15 protein-coding genes are annotated in these 13,807 nt (G+C 70.8%); 7 read left to right on the forward strand and 8 right to left on the reverse strand.

The window, feature by feature from the left end; all coding sequences use genetic code 11:
• Together E1264_RS30375 and E1264_RS30380 are read right to left on the reverse strand one after the other, a co-directional pair.
• On the reverse strand, window positions 1-912 hold a 912-nt coding region (locus tag E1264_RS30375; RefSeq protein WP_132178884.1), incomplete at its 3' end, for a serine/threonine-protein kinase.
• Window positions 909-2,582 carry a serine/threonine-protein kinase gene (locus E1264_RS30380; RefSeq protein ID WP_132178885.1) on the reverse strand — a complete coding sequence of 558 codons (1,674 nt, stop codon included), beginning with the start codon at window positions 2,580-2,582 and terminating at the stop codon, window positions 909-911. The genes E1264_RS30380 and E1264_RS30375, both read right to left, overlap by 4 nt.
• A 507-nt stretch (window positions 2,583-3,089) precedes the next feature.
• Between E1264_RS30380 and E1264_RS30385 the strand changes: the two genes are divergently transcribed.
• Together E1264_RS30385 and E1264_RS30390 are read left to right on the forward strand one after the other, a co-directional pair.
• Window positions 3,090-3,386, forward strand: a complete 297-nt coding sequence (locus E1264_RS30385; protein WP_067893074.1) for a DUF4193 domain-containing protein — start codon at window positions 3,090-3,092, stop codon at window positions 3,384-3,386.
• 17 nt (window positions 3,387-3,403) lie between these two features.
• Window positions 3,404-4,207 (forward strand): hypothetical protein, encoded by an 804-nt coding sequence (locus E1264_RS30390; RefSeq protein ID WP_243711254.1) that lies wholly within the window; start codon window positions 3,404-3,406, stop codon window positions 4,205-4,207.
• 17 nt (window positions 4,208-4,224) lie between these two features.
• Here the strand turns inward: E1264_RS30390 and E1264_RS30395 are convergent, their stop codons facing one another.
• Window positions 4,225-4,512, reverse strand: a complete 288-nt coding sequence (locus tag E1264_RS30395) for a DUF4235 domain-containing protein (protein ID WP_132178886.1) — start codon at window positions 4,510-4,512, stop codon at window positions 4,225-4,227.
• A 116-nt stretch (window positions 4,513-4,628) separates the two neighbouring features.
• Here E1264_RS30395 and valS point away from each other — a divergent pair, with 116 nt between their 5' ends.
• The 4 genes from valS (at window position 4,629) to E1264_RS30415 (ending at window position 9,359) form a co-directional block, all read left to right on the forward strand.
• Window positions 4,629-7,154: a valine--tRNA ligase gene (gene valS, locus E1264_RS30400; RefSeq protein WP_132178887.1), complete on the forward strand. Its 2,526-nt coding sequence runs from the start codon at window positions 4,629-4,631 to the stop codon at window positions 7,152-7,154.
• A 270-nt stretch (window positions 7,155-7,424) separates the two neighbouring features.
• Window positions 7,425-7,787 (forward strand): hypothetical protein, encoded by a 363-nt coding sequence (locus tag E1264_RS30405; RefSeq protein WP_132178888.1) that lies wholly within the window; start codon window positions 7,425-7,427, stop codon window positions 7,785-7,787.
• 24 nt (window positions 7,788-7,811) lie between these two features.
• Window positions 7,812-8,816 carry a hypothetical protein gene (locus E1264_RS30410; RefSeq protein ID WP_132178889.1) on the forward strand — a complete coding sequence of 335 codons (1,005 nt, stop codon included), beginning with the start codon at window positions 7,812-7,814 and terminating at the stop codon, window positions 8,814-8,816.
• A 12-nt stretch (window positions 8,817-8,828) separates the two neighbouring features.
• Window positions 8,829-9,359 carry a hypothetical protein gene (locus tag E1264_RS30415; RefSeq protein ID WP_132178890.1) on the forward strand — a complete coding sequence of 177 codons (531 nt, stop codon included), beginning with the start codon at window positions 8,829-8,831 and terminating at the stop codon, window positions 9,357-9,359.
• Between the two features lie 5 nt (window positions 9,360-9,364).
• Here E1264_RS30415 and E1264_RS30420 read toward each other — a convergent pair whose 3' ends face one another.
• Together E1264_RS30420 and E1264_RS30425 are read right to left on the reverse strand one after the other, a co-directional pair.
• Window positions 9,365-9,883, reverse strand: a complete 519-nt coding sequence (locus E1264_RS30420; protein WP_132178891.1) for a hypothetical protein — start codon at window positions 9,881-9,883, stop codon at window positions 9,365-9,367.
• On the reverse strand, window positions 9,880-10,314 hold the full coding sequence (locus E1264_RS30425; protein ID WP_132178892.1) for a YbaB/EbfC family nucleoid-associated protein: 435 nt from the start codon (window positions 10,312-10,314) through the stop codon (window positions 9,880-9,882). Before E1264_RS30425 ends, E1264_RS30420 begins: the two co-directional genes overlap by 4 nt.
• A 199-nt stretch (window positions 10,315-10,513) precedes the next feature.
• Between E1264_RS30425 and E1264_RS30430 the strand changes: the two genes are divergently transcribed.
• Window positions 10,514-11,404, forward strand: a complete 891-nt coding sequence (locus tag E1264_RS30430; RefSeq protein ID WP_132178893.1) for a metal-dependent hydrolase — start codon at window positions 10,514-10,516, stop codon at window positions 11,402-11,404.
• Window positions 11,405-11,489: 85 nt separating this feature from the next.
• Here E1264_RS30430 and E1264_RS30435 read toward each other — a convergent pair whose 3' ends face one another.
• The 3 genes from E1264_RS30435 to E1264_RS30445 all read right to left on the reverse strand — a co-directional run.
• Window positions 11,490-12,773, reverse strand: coding sequence for a cytochrome P450 (locus E1264_RS30435; protein ID WP_132178894.1), 1,284 nt, complete (start codon window positions 12,771-12,773; stop codon window positions 11,490-11,492).
• A 68-nt stretch (window positions 12,774-12,841) separates the two neighbouring features.
• Entirely contained in the window at window positions 12,842-13,531 is a 690-nt protein-coding gene (locus E1264_RS30440) for a YidC/Oxa1 family membrane protein insertase (RefSeq protein WP_132178895.1), read from the reverse strand.
• Window positions 13,532-13,577: 46 nt separating this feature from the next.
• Window positions 13,578-13,807: DUF6412 domain-containing protein (locus tag E1264_RS30445; protein ID WP_207936440.1), on the reverse strand; the 230-nt coding region annotated here is incomplete at its 5' end.

Here is a 13,807-nt window from a genome sequence, read left to right on the forward strand (position 1 = left end):
CAGCCGCGCCGACTCCGTGGCCGCGGTCGCGGCGCCCTGCGTGAGGATCACCGAGTCGTCGCCGGGGGCGTCCGGCCGGGCGCCCGGCTGCGGCCGGCTCCCCGCGAGCTCCAGCAGGTGCGCCAGGACGCGCTGGGACGCGGGACGCAGCGCCGGGTCCTTGCTCAGGCAGTCCGCCACGATCTGGCGCAGCGGCGCGGGCAGGTCCCCGAGGTCGGGCGGCAGGTTGAGGATGCGGTGCATGACCGCCGGGATGGAGTCGTGCCCGAACGCGGGACGCGCGGACGCCGCGTGGACCATCGTGGCGCCCCACGCGAACACGTCCGCCGCCGGCCCGACCCGCGCCCCGGATATCTGCTCGGGGGCCATGTAGGCGGGCGTGCCGACGGCCGTGCTCGACATCGTGCCGGTGGCGTCCAGCGCCCGCGCGATACCGAAGTCGATCACCCGCGGGCCGTCCGGCGCGAGCAGCACGTTCGCGGGCTTGAAGTCGCGGTGCACGACGCCCGCCTGGTGGATGGCGGCGAGGGCCGTCATCGTCCCGATCGCCAGCCGGTCCAGGTCGGTGCCGCGCCGCGGGCCCTGCTCGGACACCACCCGCGACAGCGGCGGGCCGTCGATGTACTCGCTCACGATGTAGGGCCGGTCGCCCTCGACGTCGGAGTCGAGGACGCGCGCCGTGCAGAACGCCGAGACCCGCTTGGCGACCGCGACCTCGGCCGCGAACCGGGCCCTGGCCTTCGCGTCGCCGCTGAACCGCGCGTGCAGCAGCTTCACGGCGACCCGGTGGCCCGGCTCGTCCTCGCCGAGATAGACGGTGCCCTGACCGCCCTCCCCGAGGAGGCCGGTCAGGGTGTACGCGCCGAGCCGGGACGGGTCACCCGCGCGAAGCGGTGTGACCTCGTCCGTCACTTGCTCACGGTCCCGAAGGCCTGGGCGGTCGCGGCCGATCGTGTCTGCCGCCACTCCCACCGCATGGTGGTGCCGGACCCGGACGGGATGAACGTGACGTAGCCGGACGCGCACTCGTTCCCGTTCATCCCCGCGTACGGGGTCTCCTGGTACTCGATCCGCGAGCTGCCGCTGTTGCCGGACAGGTGCGTGAGCCGGGTCCGGCAGTCGTCCTGGGCGCCGGACGGGTAGGAGTAGGTCGCGATGCCGCTGGAGTACACCAGCGTGAACCGGACGTCGAAGCTCGTGCGTCCCGTCCCGGCGCCCGGCTGGTTGCCGTCACCGCGCCACACGCCGATGAGCCCGCCGCGCGTCGAGAGCGACGTCGGCGTGTCGGTCGGCGGCGTGTACGTGGTCGGAGGCGTGTACGGATCGGGGTCGGGGTCGTCGCTGTTGGCGGCGACGACCACGATCGCCACGATCACGATGAGGACGATCAGCGCGAGCACCCCGCAGCCGATCGCGATGATCGGCCCGGCGCCGCCGGACTGCTTCGGCTGCCCGTAGCCCGGCCCCGGCGGGACCGGCTGCCCCATCGGCATCCGCGGCTGCGTCGGCGGCGGGGGCGGCGTCGGCCCGCCCTGGTACATCGGCATCGGGGGCGGCGTGATCGGCTGGGGCGGCGGCGTGTTCGGGCCCGGCGGCATCCCGGCCTGGTGCATCGGCATCGGCGGCGGGGTGATCTGCTGCCGCGGCGGCTCCGGGCGCGGCGCGGGCGGCACCGGGGGCGGCGGCGCCAGCTGCGAGGCGATCCGGGTGCCCTGGTTGAGCAGGTCGTCCTGCCCGCCCGCGTGGGAGCCCGGCGCGACGCCGACATGCCCGAGCAGGTTCAGCAGGAGCTGCGCCGCCGGCGGGCGCAGGCCCGCGTCCTTGGACAGGCAGCGCCCGATCAGGTCGCGCAGCGGCCCCGCGGGCAGCGCTGACAGGTCGGGGTCCTCGTTGAGGATCCGGTTGATGATGACCGGCAGCGTGTCCGCCTCGAACGGCGACTGGCCCGTCGCGGCGAACACCATCGTCGCGGCCCAGGCGAAGATGTCCACGGCCGGGGTCAGCGGCGCGCCGGTGAGCTGCTCGGGGGCCAGGTAGCCCGGGGTGCCGACCACCATTCCGGTGGCGGTCACCGCGCTCTCCTGCGAGTTGACCGTCCGGGCGATGCCGAAGTCGACGACGCGCGGGCCGTCCGAGGCGAGCATGACGTTGTTCGGCTTGAAGTCGCGGTGGACGATCCCGGCCTCGTGGATGGCGGCGAGCGCCGTCACCGTGCCGATCGCGAGGCGCTCCAGCTCCTGGGCGCTGCGCGGCCCGTCGTGCGCGACGACGTCGTGCAGGGACGGCCCGTCGATGAACTCGCTGACCACGTACGGCTGGTCGCCGTGGACGTCGGCCTCCAGCACGCGCGCCGTGCAGAAGGGCTCGACCTTCTGCGCCGCCGCAACCTCGCGGGTGAACCGGGCCCGCGCCGCCGGGTCGTTCGCCATCTGCGCGTGCAGCAGCTTGACGGCGACGTACTCGCCTCCCGGCGCCCTGCCCAGGAAGACGGCGCCCTGACCCCCGGCGCCGAGACGTCCGACGACCTCGTACTGCCCGAGTGCCCTAGGATCGCCCGGCTCCAGCGGAGCGGCATCCGGCATCTGACCCTCCAGTGACCCGCAGTGATGTCCCGCGATAGTGTGCGCCGGACCCCGTAGCGAGGGCCTTCCGCCGGCGATCGCCGGGCAGTCCCCCGCAGGGGGTCCGCCCCCATCCTCAGGCGGGCACGATATCGCGTTAGTTCAGACGTTTCACTGCAGAGTCTGGTTCGATGTCCGACCTGCCCGATCGCGGTCCCGCTCCGCCGGGCAGGTCGGTGCGCACAACGTCCCCCGGACCGATATGATCCCCGACCGCCGCGCGATCCGCGGCGGGGAGCCCCGGTTACGCCGGCACACCACGACATCCGTCAGATATGTGACAGAAGACACATTTCGGGGACGGGATGCGGGTGACGGGTGTCACTCGTGGGAACGGTCGCGCCTTGTGTGTCGCAGGTCACCAACCGTGACAGAATTTCCCGCCCGGATCGGGCACAAGAACGGTCCCCCGAGCGTTAGTTCCGCGCGACGGGGCGCATAAAGCACTGAGGGGGATGGAGACAGAAGATGGCGACCGACTACGACAGCCCACGCAAGACAGACGACGACCTCAGCGAGGACAGCCTCCAGGAGCTCCAGGCCCGGCGGGCCGACAAGGCCGCCAGCATCATCGATGAGGACCTGGACGCCGGCGAGGTGGCCGAGCTGCCCGGCGCCGACCTGTCGAACGAGGAGCTCACCTTCCGGGTGGTTCCGCGGCAGGCCGACGAGTTCACCTGCACGCGCTGCTTCCTGGTGCACCACCGCAGCCAGCTGGCCACCGAGAAGAACGGCCAGCCGATCTGCCGCGAGTGCGCCGCCTGACCGGGAGTGGCCGCAGGGTGCCGGGAGAGATCGAACGTCAGGAGGACAGGGAGCCGTCCCGCCGGAACGGCTCCGCCGAGATCGGTGAGCTGGTCGGACGGCTCACCGCCGAAGAGAACATGGACCGCGAGACCCGCGGCCGCCTGCTGGGCCGTCTGGCCGCACTGCTCGGTCAGAAGACCCGCAGAGCAGGCGCCGCGGGCGTCGCGCGCGGCCGGTGGCTCGGCGACCTGCTCGTCGAGGCCGCCCCGCACATCCCGATCCGCGACCTGGAGACGATGCAGGCCCACCACCACGGCCTGATGGGCGAGGAACTCGCCGACAAGATCGTGAAAGTGGCCGGAAACGGCACGACCGCCGTGGGCGCCGCCGGCGGCGTGCTCGCCGCCGTGCAGTTCACCGCCCCGCCGCTGCTGCTGACCGCCCCCGCTCAGCTGGCGGCCGAGACCCTCGTCGTCGCGGCCATCGAGGTCAAGATGATCGCCGAGCTGCACGAGGTGTACGGCATCACCGTCCAGGGCACCGGAACGGCCCGCGGTGCCGCGTTCGTCACGTCCTGGGCCCGCCAGCGCGGCGTCAACCCCCTGGAAGCCGGGTCGCTCACCAGCGCCCTGGGCACGGCGGCCAAGTCGGCCCTGCGCAAACGCATGCTGCGGACCTTCGGCCGCAGCCTGGGCACCATGGGCCCCTTCCTCACCGGCGCCGCCGCGGGCGCGGCCCTGAACCGCTCCGCCACGAAGGCCCTGGCCGCCAAGATCCGCCACGACCTGAGGCAGACCATGGGAGCCCCGCCCCCACTCCCCGGCCCGCGTTCGCGCTGAGCCCTCGTCCTAAATCTCTATATCTCGGATTTGAGGTTGGACGGGAGCTCGCCGGTGCCCTTGGCCCATTGCTTCGCGGCGGCGCGCGTGGCGAGCAGGCGGGCGAGTTCCATGCCGACGCCCATGACCACGGCCCAGCCGATCGCCTCGGTCAGCGCGACCTCGGGGGACTCGGGGTTGGTCGGCGGCTCCTTTCCGGTGCTCTTCTTCCAGGCCATCGTGATGACCTTCTTCGCGACGAAGCCGCCCGCGAAGGCCGCGGCGCCGGCCATCACCCGCCAGCCGAGGTCGCCCTTGTCCGCCATGATCGTCCTCCAGTCGTCCCTGTGGTTCCGACGCTACCGGAACCGTCCGCCGGTGATCGTCGCGTTGGCGCCGGTAATCGGGATGCGATCCGGGGCCCGGTCAATACGATTGGTCCATGACAGAGCAGCCGCGTACCCCGGACGTCCCCGCCAAGCCCTCCCTGGACGGCCTGGAGGAGAAGTGGGTACGCGCCTGGGAGGACGCGGGCGTCTACCGCTTCGACCGCACGCGGCCGCGCGGCGAGGTCTTCTCGATCGACACCCCGCCGCCCACCGTGAGCGGTTCCCTCCACGTCGGCCACGTCTTCTCCTACACCCACACCGACACCGTCGCGCGGTATCACCGCATGCGCGGTCGGGCGGTCTTCTACCCCATGGGCTGGGACGATAACGGCCTGCCCACGGAGCGCCGGGTGCAGAACCACTTCGGGGTGCGGTGCGATCCGTCCCTTCCGTACGATCCGGACTTCGCGCCGCCCGCCAAGCCCGACACCAAGCGGCAGGTGCCCGTTTCGCGGCGCAACTTCATCGAGCTGTGCGAGCGGCTCACCGCGGTGGACGAGAAGGCGTTCGAGGAGATGTGGCGCCGCGTCGGCCTGTCGGTCGACTGGAACCACCTCTACACGACGATCGGTGACGTGTCCCGCACGGCGTCGCAGCGGGCCTTCCTGCGGAACCTCGCGCGGGGCGAGGCGTATCTGTCCGAGGCGCCGACGCTGTGGGACGTCACGTTCCGCACGGCCGTCGCCCAGGCCGAGCTGGAGGACCGCGAGCAGGCCGGGGCCTTCTACCGGATCCGGTTCCACGGTGACGAGCGGCCCGTCTACATCGAGACGACGCGGCCCGAGCTGCTGCCCGCGTGCGTCGCGCTCGTCGCGCATCCGGACGACGAGCGGTACCGGGAGCTGTTCGGGACGACCGTCCGCACGCCGCTGTTCGGCGTCGAGGTCCCGGTCGTCGCGCACCGGCTGGCCGAGCCCGACAAGGGGTCCGGCATCGCGATGATCTGCACGTTCGGCGACGTCACCGACGTCACCTGGTGGCGCGAGCTGAACCTGCCCACCCGGGCGGTCATCGGCTGGGACGGGCGGCTCGCCGCCGACCCGCCGGACGGCGTCCCCGCGCACCCGTACGGCGAGCTGGCCGGGAAGACGGTCTTCTCCGCCAAGGAACGGGTCGTCGAGCTGCTGCGCGAGTCCGGCGACCTGGACGGCGAGCCCCGCAAGATCACGCGGCCGGTGAAGTTCTACGAGAAGGGCAGCAAGCCGCTGGAGATCGTCACCACGCGGCAGTGGTACATCCGCAACGGCGGGCGCGACGAGGGCGTCCGGGCGGAGCTGATCGCGCGCGGCCGCGAGCTGGAATGGCACCCCGGCTACATGCGGGCCCGGTACGAGAACTGGGTCGAGGGCCTGAACGGCGACTGGCTGATCTCCCGGCAGCGGTTCTTCGGCGTGCCGATTCCCGTCTGGTACCCGCTGGACGGGGACGGCGAGCCGCGCTACGACTCGCCGATCGTCCCGGCGGAGGACGCGCTGCCCGTCGACCCGTCGTCCGACGCCCCGCCCGGGTTCACCGAGGAGCAGCGCGGGGAGCCGGGCGGCTTCATCGGCGACCCCGACGTCATGGACACGTGGGCGACCTCGTCGCTGACCCCGCAGATCGCGGGCGGCTGGGAGCGCGACGCCGACCTGTTCGGCCGCGTCTTCCCCTACGACCTGCGCCCGCAGGCGCACGACATCATCCGGACGTGGCTGTTCTCCACGGTCGTCCGCGCGCATCTGGAGCACGGGTCGCTGCCGTGGAAGGGCACCGCGCTGTCCGGCTGGATCCTCGACCCGGACCGCAAGAAGATGTCGAAGTCGAAGGGGAACGTCGTCACGCCGATCGACCTGCTGCGCGAGTACGGGTCCGACGCCGTCCGGTACTGGGCGGCGGGCGGGCGTCCGGGCACCGACACGGCCTTCGACACCGGGCAGATCAAGGTCGGGCGGCGGCTCGCGATCAAGATCCTCAACGCGTCCAAGTTCGTGCTGGGGCTGGGGGAGGTGCGTCCGGACGCGGCGGTGACGGAGCCGCTCGACCGGGCGATGCTCGCGACGCTGTCCGGGGTCGTCCAGGACGCGACGGACGCGTTCGAGGGGTACGACTACGCGCGCGCTCTGGAGCGCACGGAGCGGTTCTTCTGGGAGTTCTGCGACGACTACCTGGAACTGGTCAAGGCGCGCGCCTACGGCGAGGGGCCGGAGGGCCAGTCGGCGCGGGCGGCGCTGCGCACGGCGTTGTCGGTTCTGCTGCGCCTGTTCGCGCCCGTCCTGCCGTTCGTGACCGAGGAGGTCTGGTCGTGGTGGCGGCAGGGGTCGGTGCACGCCGCCTCGTGGCCGGCGGTGGCGGAGCTGCCTCCGGGTGGCGACCCGGCCGTCCTGGCGGCGACGGGGGAGGCGCTCCGGCAGGTCCGCAAGGCGAAGTCGGAGGCGAGGGCGTCGATGCGCGCCGACGTGTCCCGCGCGGTCGTGCGAGGTGCCGAGGTGATGCGGATCGCCTCTCCGGACCTGGCCGCCGCAGGGCGCATCGCCGACCTGACGCTTGAGGACGCCCCGGCCGACCTGACCGTCGACGTCGTCCTCGCCCCCGCCCGCTAGACCGTCCTTTTCCGTCCGTTCCTTCGTTGTTGATCACGAGTGAGCGGCGGGTTTGGCGGTGGCATCAGGAATGATGCGCTGTGGTGGCCATTCGCGCGGCTCGGTGTCGTGCCGTGAATGTGAGCAATGGGAAAACAGGTTCACTGGGCGCTGCTATGCTGCCGCAGAGCTTTTCCGGTACCGCACGGCCCTGCCGCATTACGGGTTCGGTGCGGTCGAGGCGAAAGGACGGGCATGGCGCCTCCAGAAGGTCCGGGTAACGGGCCGGGCGTGACCGCGCGGCCGGTGCTGCCGACGTCGCCCTTCGGGAATGTGCCGGTGACCGGGGCAGGCGGGGGCGTGGAATTCGACCCTCCGGTGATCGAGGCGTTCGGCGGCAAGCTGATCAAGTCGGTGGGCCAGGAATTGACCGCGGCCCGCAAGCACCTCAATGGCGCGCCGCGGGAGGTGGAGGCCACCTCGTTCACCACGTTCTGCGTTCCGCTGGCGCACGCCTACGTCCAGGCCACCGAGTACGCGGACGTCGACCTCATCACCAAAGAGAAGGTCCTGACGGACTACGACGCCAAGCTCAAGAAGACCGCAGAGATCCTGCGCGAAGCGGATAAGAAGAGCGCACCGCAGAGCAAATAGCCCGCTACCTGGTAGGAGTCCGGCGTGGCCGACAACGGCTTGAGCGCCCTGGAAAACGTCGCCAAGGCCGCCTATTGGGAGGCGACCATCGCGGCCTTCTTCATCCCCAACGCCTGGTCCATGGTGGCGATCATCTACCAGGCGCAGTCGAATCCGGGGCAGCTCTGGGACGCCGCCGACGAGTGGTACGAGGTCAAGCAGCGGCTGGTCGCGGCCGACAAGGAGGTCACGGCGCAGCTCACGTCGCTGAGCGAGCGCGACTGGTCGGGCAAGGACCGCGACGCCTTCGACAAGAAGCTGAACGACTACCAGAACCAGATCAGGCTCTCCTACAGCTTCGCCGTCTCCGTCCACGTCATCCTGAAGATCATGGCCATGCTCATCGCCATGTTCATCATGATGATGTGGGCCTTCGCCACGGTCATCTTCGTCTACGCGATGATCATCATGGCGCTGCGGATCATGATGCTGGTGCCCGTCCTGAACGCGTGGGCCTCGGCCGCGCTCGCCTCGGTGCAGGCGCAGGCCGCCATGATCACCGGCCAGCTCTACATGATTCTCAAGTCCGCCGAATCGGCCCTGTCGACCTTCGGGAACGGGGCGGCGGCGACGCTCGGCGGGCTGACGGCCGTCGACGTGATGGGCCAGATGCTGACGGGGAACACCGCCGCGTACGCCGACTTCACCCAGGCGGCGGTCAACAGCGCCGACGACGTGGCCAAAGGCCACCTCGCGCTCTTGGAGCAGCGGCTGACCGGCCAGTTCATGAAGGGGAAGAAGCTCGGCGGCGCCGGTCTCGGGTCGATCGGCAAGTACAAGTTCCCCGAGGCGAAGATCCCGAAGAACATGCGGCCCTGGCTCGAGAAGATCGGCGGCGTGAAGGGCACGGCCGACGTGGGCGTCCCCGGGGCCAAGGAGGGCACCGTGCCCGCCGGAGGCTCACCGTCCCTGACGCGGCCCATCACGCAGAGCGGGGAAAAGTACGGCGACTCCTACGTCACCCGGACCGATGCGCTTCCCCCTTCGTGACGACTGGAGAAGATGATGACGTCACCCCCGCTGGAAGTCGTTCTCGAGAACAGCGCCAAGCAGGTTCCGCTCGTCTTCGGTGCCTGCATCGTCATCGGCGGCGCCGCGGCCTGGTGGGGGAACGAGCAGGGCGGCTGGGTGGCGATCTGCCTGTTCGCCCTGGCCGGCGTGGTGCTGGCCTATCTGGTCTATGTCACGCAGTCGCTGCTGCGCGTCGGCCCGAGCAAACTCATGCTGACCTCTGAGGGGCTGGTCTACCGGGTCGGTGGAAAGCGGAACGTTGTGCCGCCCGAAGCCATCGAGGCGGTCGGCCTGGTCCGCGCCAGGAAGGGCCCGGCGGAACTGATGCTCTGGTACGACCTGTCGCGTATGGCGGACGTGCCGAAGAACATCCGGCGGCGCGAGACCGCCCCCGGCCAGATCAGGCTGGCGGTGGTCATGGACGAGCGCAACTTCTTCCCGCCCGAACGGGTCAAAGAGGTGCGGGAACTCGTCCAGGCGCACCGGTTGGGGGAATGGCGGAACCGCAGCGCCGCGACGTGACGCGGTCAGCCCATTCCGGAAAGCTCGCCCTGCATCTCGTCGGCGATGATGACCATGGCCAGCATGACCGCGTCCCAGCCGGGAGACGTGTTCGCCCGTAGGTCCACCGTCCAGGAGTGACCGCCGGTGAGCCGGGCGGTGGCGACCGGCGAGCCGGACGTCCCTTCGGCCTCCACGGGACTCCACGCCGGATTGGTCTTGACCGCCCCCAGGGGCGTGCCCGCGTCGTCCTGGACGGTGTACTCCAGTTTCAGCGGTGACAGCTTCCTTCTTTTCCTGACCGATGCCGGGGGAATGCCGTCGGCCGCCTCCACCCGGAATTCGTCCACGCCGCCGGTGTCGACATTGGGCATCTCGAACAGGAGTGTCTCGTCGGCCCGGACGACCTGAAGTTTTCCGCCCGAGGTGAACATCGTGCGCCAGGTCTGGCGCGGGCGTCTCACCCTCGCCAGGACTGCGCCTTCCCAATCGGTGAAGACGTCGTCGGAGAACAGCAGCTCTCCGGTGCCGAAGAGCGCGCTCACCGCTCGAAGTTCTTTCGCATCTGGTCGAAGACCTTGGTCGCGTCGCGCAGGCCGCCGGTGAACAGATCCTGGATGCCCGCGATCGTCTCCTTGAGTTCCGCCGGGTCGGGCTGGAGGTCCGCCGGGTTGCCGTCCGGGCCGAAAACCTCGCTGGTGAGGTCGTCCAACTGGCGCTGGAGGTCCTGCTTGGCCTCGCGCGCGACCTCGACGATGGTCTCGGCGAGTTTCTCGGACCCATCACGCAGGGCGCGGGGATCGATCTGCAGCTTCGACAGCTCACCGAATGGACCCCACTCGACCTTGATCCGGCCGTCATCCGATTCGGCGTGACCCAGCAGATCCGCTGTTCGCGACTTCATTTCTTCCGCATTGGCCACCTGCCGCTCGGAGGCGCGCAGGATCTTTTCAAGGTCGAACTCAGGGCCTGTCATGGGAGCCTTCGCTGTCTTGTGTGCAGAAATGCCACGCCGATACTAACCATCCGAGTGAACGGCGCATGGGCTATTCGGACAACTCACGGCGGTGGCGAGGGCGGCTGCCGCCACCGGCTCCGGCCCCCTTGACGCGGGTCGTTCCCGCTCGCCATATTGGATGCTGCGTCCAATTGAGTGATGGCACGGGAGGTAGCGGATGAGCGGGATCGACGAGCGGCACCCCGCCATCGCCCCGCGGCGCGTCACGTTCGACTGGGCGGGCACGCCGCTGCACTGGATCCCGGACGAGCCCGTCGCCACCCACTTCATCAACGTCCTGCACCTGCTCCTGCCCGCCGGTGAGCGGTGGTTCGTGCACGTCTACAAGCAGACGCTCCCGCTCGTGCAGGACGACCCGCGCCTCCACAAGGAGGTGAAGGGGTTCATGGGCCAGGAGGCCGTGCACGCCTACTCCCACCAGGGCGTCCTCGACCGGCAGATGCTCGCGCAGGGTCTCGACCCGCGTCCCCTCACCCGCCGGATCGAGTGGATGTTCACGCGGCTGCTCGGCGACCGGCGCCCGCTGCCGCTCATGTCCAGGCGGCGCTGGCTGGACGTCCGGATCGGGATCATCGCCGGCATCGAGCACTACACCGCCGCCCTCGGCCAGTGGATCCTGGACGCCCGCGAGCTCGACGACGCCGGCGCCGACCCGACGATGATGGACCTGCTGCGCTGGCACGGCGCCGAGGAGGTCGAGCACCGCTCCGTCGCGTTCGACGTGTACGAGCACGTCGCCGGACGGTACTGGACGCGTTTCGTCGCGTTCTTCCTCGGCGTCCTCGCGCTGCCGCTCATGGTGTACGCGGGCGCCGCCTACCTGTGCCGGGCCGACCCGACGCTTAGGGGCGTCCGCCCCCGGATCCGGGACTACCGGCGTGCCGTGCGGCGCGGGCTGTTCCCCAGCAACCGGTTCATGGTGTCGGCGGCCCGCGCGTACCTGCGGCGCGACTACCACCCGTCCCGCGAGTGCTCCACGCAGCGCGCGCTCGACTACCTGGCCGTGTCACCCGCCGCCCAGGCCGCCGCCGGGCACAGGGCCCGCTGAGCCGCGGCGGGTCTGGACGCCGTCAGCCGCGCCACGGCGTCCGGGCCCGTCGCTCCAACTGCGCACCGCCCTTGCCGCGTGCCGCTCAGAACGTGCAGGGCAGATGCTTGATGCCGTTGATGAAGTTGGAGTAGAGCATCCGGGGCTCGCCGCTCGCCCGGATCTCCGGCACGCGCGTGAGCAGCTCCCGGAACATCACCGTGATCTCCTGCCGGGCGAGGTTGGCGCCCAGGCAGAAGTGCGGGCCGGGGCCGCCGAACCCCACGTGCGGGTTGGGGGAGCGGGTGATGTCGAAGACGTCCGGGTCGGTGAACACGTCGGCGTCGCGGTTGGCGGAGTTGTAGAACAGCAGGACCTTGTCGCCCGCCCGGTACCGCTGGCCGTTCATCTCGTAGTCGCGGGTCACGGTCCGGCGGAACTGGATGACCGGGGTCGCCATCCGGACGATCTCCTCCACCGCGCCGGGCGCGTGCGCGTCGAAGTCCTCCATCAGCAGGGCGCGCTGCTCGGGGTTGTCGGTGAGCAGCTTGAGGCCGTGCGACATGGCGTTCCGCGTGGTCTCGTTCCCGGCGACGACGAGCAGGATGAAGAACGACCCGATCTCCTGGTCGGTCAGCGACTCGCCGTCCACGTTCGCGGTCACGAGCCGCGACACCAGGTCGTCGCCCGGGTACCTCCGCCGCCGCCGGGCCAGCTTCATCGCCAGGTGGTTCAGCTCGTACCCGGCCGCCATCGCCTGCAGCAGCCCGTACAGGACGCCGATCCGGGTCATGTCCCCGCGGTAGAGGTCCCTGCCGCCGGTGTACTCGGGGTCGCCGAGGCCGAGGATGATGTTCGTCCGCTGGAACACCATGGGGCGCAGCCGCCGGGGGATGCCCATCATGTCGCAGATGACCTCCAGGGGCAGCCGGGCCGCGACGTCGGTGACGAAGTCGGCCGAGCCCTTGCCGCGCAGGTCGTCCACGATCCGCGTCGCCGTCGCCTGGAGGTCGGCGTCCAGCTTGGCGAGGACGCGCGGGGTGAACGCCCGCGACACGATCCGCCGGATCTTCGCGTGCCGCGGGTCGTCCATGTTGATCATCGAGCCGAAGTAGCGCGCCATGTACCGGGGCAGGTCGGCGATGCTGGTGGAGGACGGCTCGCTGCTGAAGACCTCCGGCGTCCGGCTGGCCTCCACCACGTCGGCGTGCCTGGTCAGCGCGTAGTAGCCGCGCCCGGTCCTGATGAACGGCATCTTCAGCTCGCGGAAGAACGCGGGCCGGTCCCGCTCGCGGAGCCGCGCGAACGCGGCCAGGCGCTGGTCCGGGGGCAGGGACCAGAAGGTCAGGTCCGACAGGTCGATCTCGCCGGTGTCTCGCACTGCCGTCACCGCACACCGTCCTCACGGGGCTCCGAACGCCGTTCGGTTTCCATGGAACCGAAGCGGCCGGACATCCGTCAAGGGGCGGCCACGACCCACCGCCGCAGCACTGCCCGCTCGACCGCCGTCCACGCCCCGGAAGTCAGCAGGTAAACCCCCGCCGCGAGCGGCACGAACGCGGCCACGACGATCGTCCCGAACGGCACCAGCCGCGCCGCCGTCCCCATGGGCCCCTCTGCGGTGACCCGCCGGGACGACCACACCGCAACGGCCGCCAGCAGCGCGAACAGCCCCAGGAAGACCAGCGACGGCGGCGAGAACAGCCCTCCGCCGACGACCCCGATCCAGTTCTGCCCCAGCGGCGCCGCGAACAGCATGTGCGCGAGCAGCAGGTTCTGGTGCCCCGCGATCGTCGCGGAGACGAACAGCCGGTACATGACCATGAAGAACGGGATCTGCGCGAGCATCGGCAGGCATCCCGCGACCGGAGAGCCGCCCTCCGCCTCGTACAGCGCGGCCATCTCGCGGCGGAGCCGCTGCGGATCCTTGGCGTGCCTCTTCTGCAGCTTCTGGATCCGGGGCAGCAGCCTTACCCGCGTCCGCTCGCCCCGCGCCGCCGCGACGGCCAGCGGAACCATCAGCAACCGCACGAGGGCGGTGAACACGACGATCGCGAGGGCGGTCGCCAGGCCTCCGGCGACCGGTCGCAGGACGTCCGCCAGCCCTCCGACCAGGGCGGCGGCGATCGAAACAGGAATGTCGAACATGAGAGAACCTTCCGGAGAGGGGAGAACGGGTGCGTCTCGGCCGCGCTCAGGCGGCCGCGCTCTCCGCTCCGGGTGCTCTGGGACGGGGACGTCCCGCCGCGTCCGGATCCCGCTGCGGCAGGAAGGCGGTGCGCAGCGTCCGCTCGCGCAGCGCCGTCCGCACCCGCGCCGCCGCCCGGCGCCCGCGCCGCACGGCGCAGACCCGCACGGCCGCCAGCGCCAGCAACCCCGCCACACCCGCCGTGGCCAGCGCCAAAAGCACGGGCTGCCCCGCCC

Source organism: Actinomadura sp. KC216 (assembly GCF_004348535.1).
Classification (GTDB): domain Bacteria; phylum Actinomycetota; class Actinomycetes; order Streptosporangiales; family Streptosporangiaceae; genus Spirillospora.

Bases quoted from the DNA above. Each gene is read 5' to 3' on its own strand.
- E1264_RS30395 (WP_132178886.1), bottom strand. From the start codon at position 4,512: ATGGCGGACAAGGGCGACCTCGGCTGGCGGGTGATGGCCGGCGCCGCG.
- E1264_RS30415 (WP_132178890.1), top strand. From the start codon at position 8,829: ATGATGACGTCACCCCCGCTGGAAGTCGTTCTCGAGAACAGCGCCAAG.
- E1264_RS30440 (WP_132178895.1), bottom strand. From the start codon at position 13,531: ATGTTCGACATTCCTGTTTCGATCGCCGCCGCCCTGGTCGGAGGGCTG.
- E1264_RS30380 (WP_132178885.1), bottom strand. From the start codon at position 2,582: ATGCCGGATGCCGCTCCGCTGGAGCCGGGCGATCCTAGGGCACTCGGG.
- valS (WP_132178887.1), top strand. From the start codon at position 4,629: ATGACAGAGCAGCCGCGTACCCCGGACGTCCCCGCCAAGCCCTCCCTG.
- E1264_RS30425 (WP_132178892.1), bottom strand. From the start codon at position 10,314: ATGACAGGCCCTGAGTTCGACCTTGAAAAGATCCTGCGCGCCTCCGAG.
- E1264_RS30430 (WP_132178893.1), top strand. From the start codon at position 10,514: ATGAGCGGGATCGACGAGCGGCACCCCGCCATCGCCCCGCGGCGCGTC.
- E1264_RS30385 (WP_067893074.1), top strand. From the start codon at position 3,090: ATGGCGACCGACTACGACAGCCCACGCAAGACAGACGACGACCTCAGC.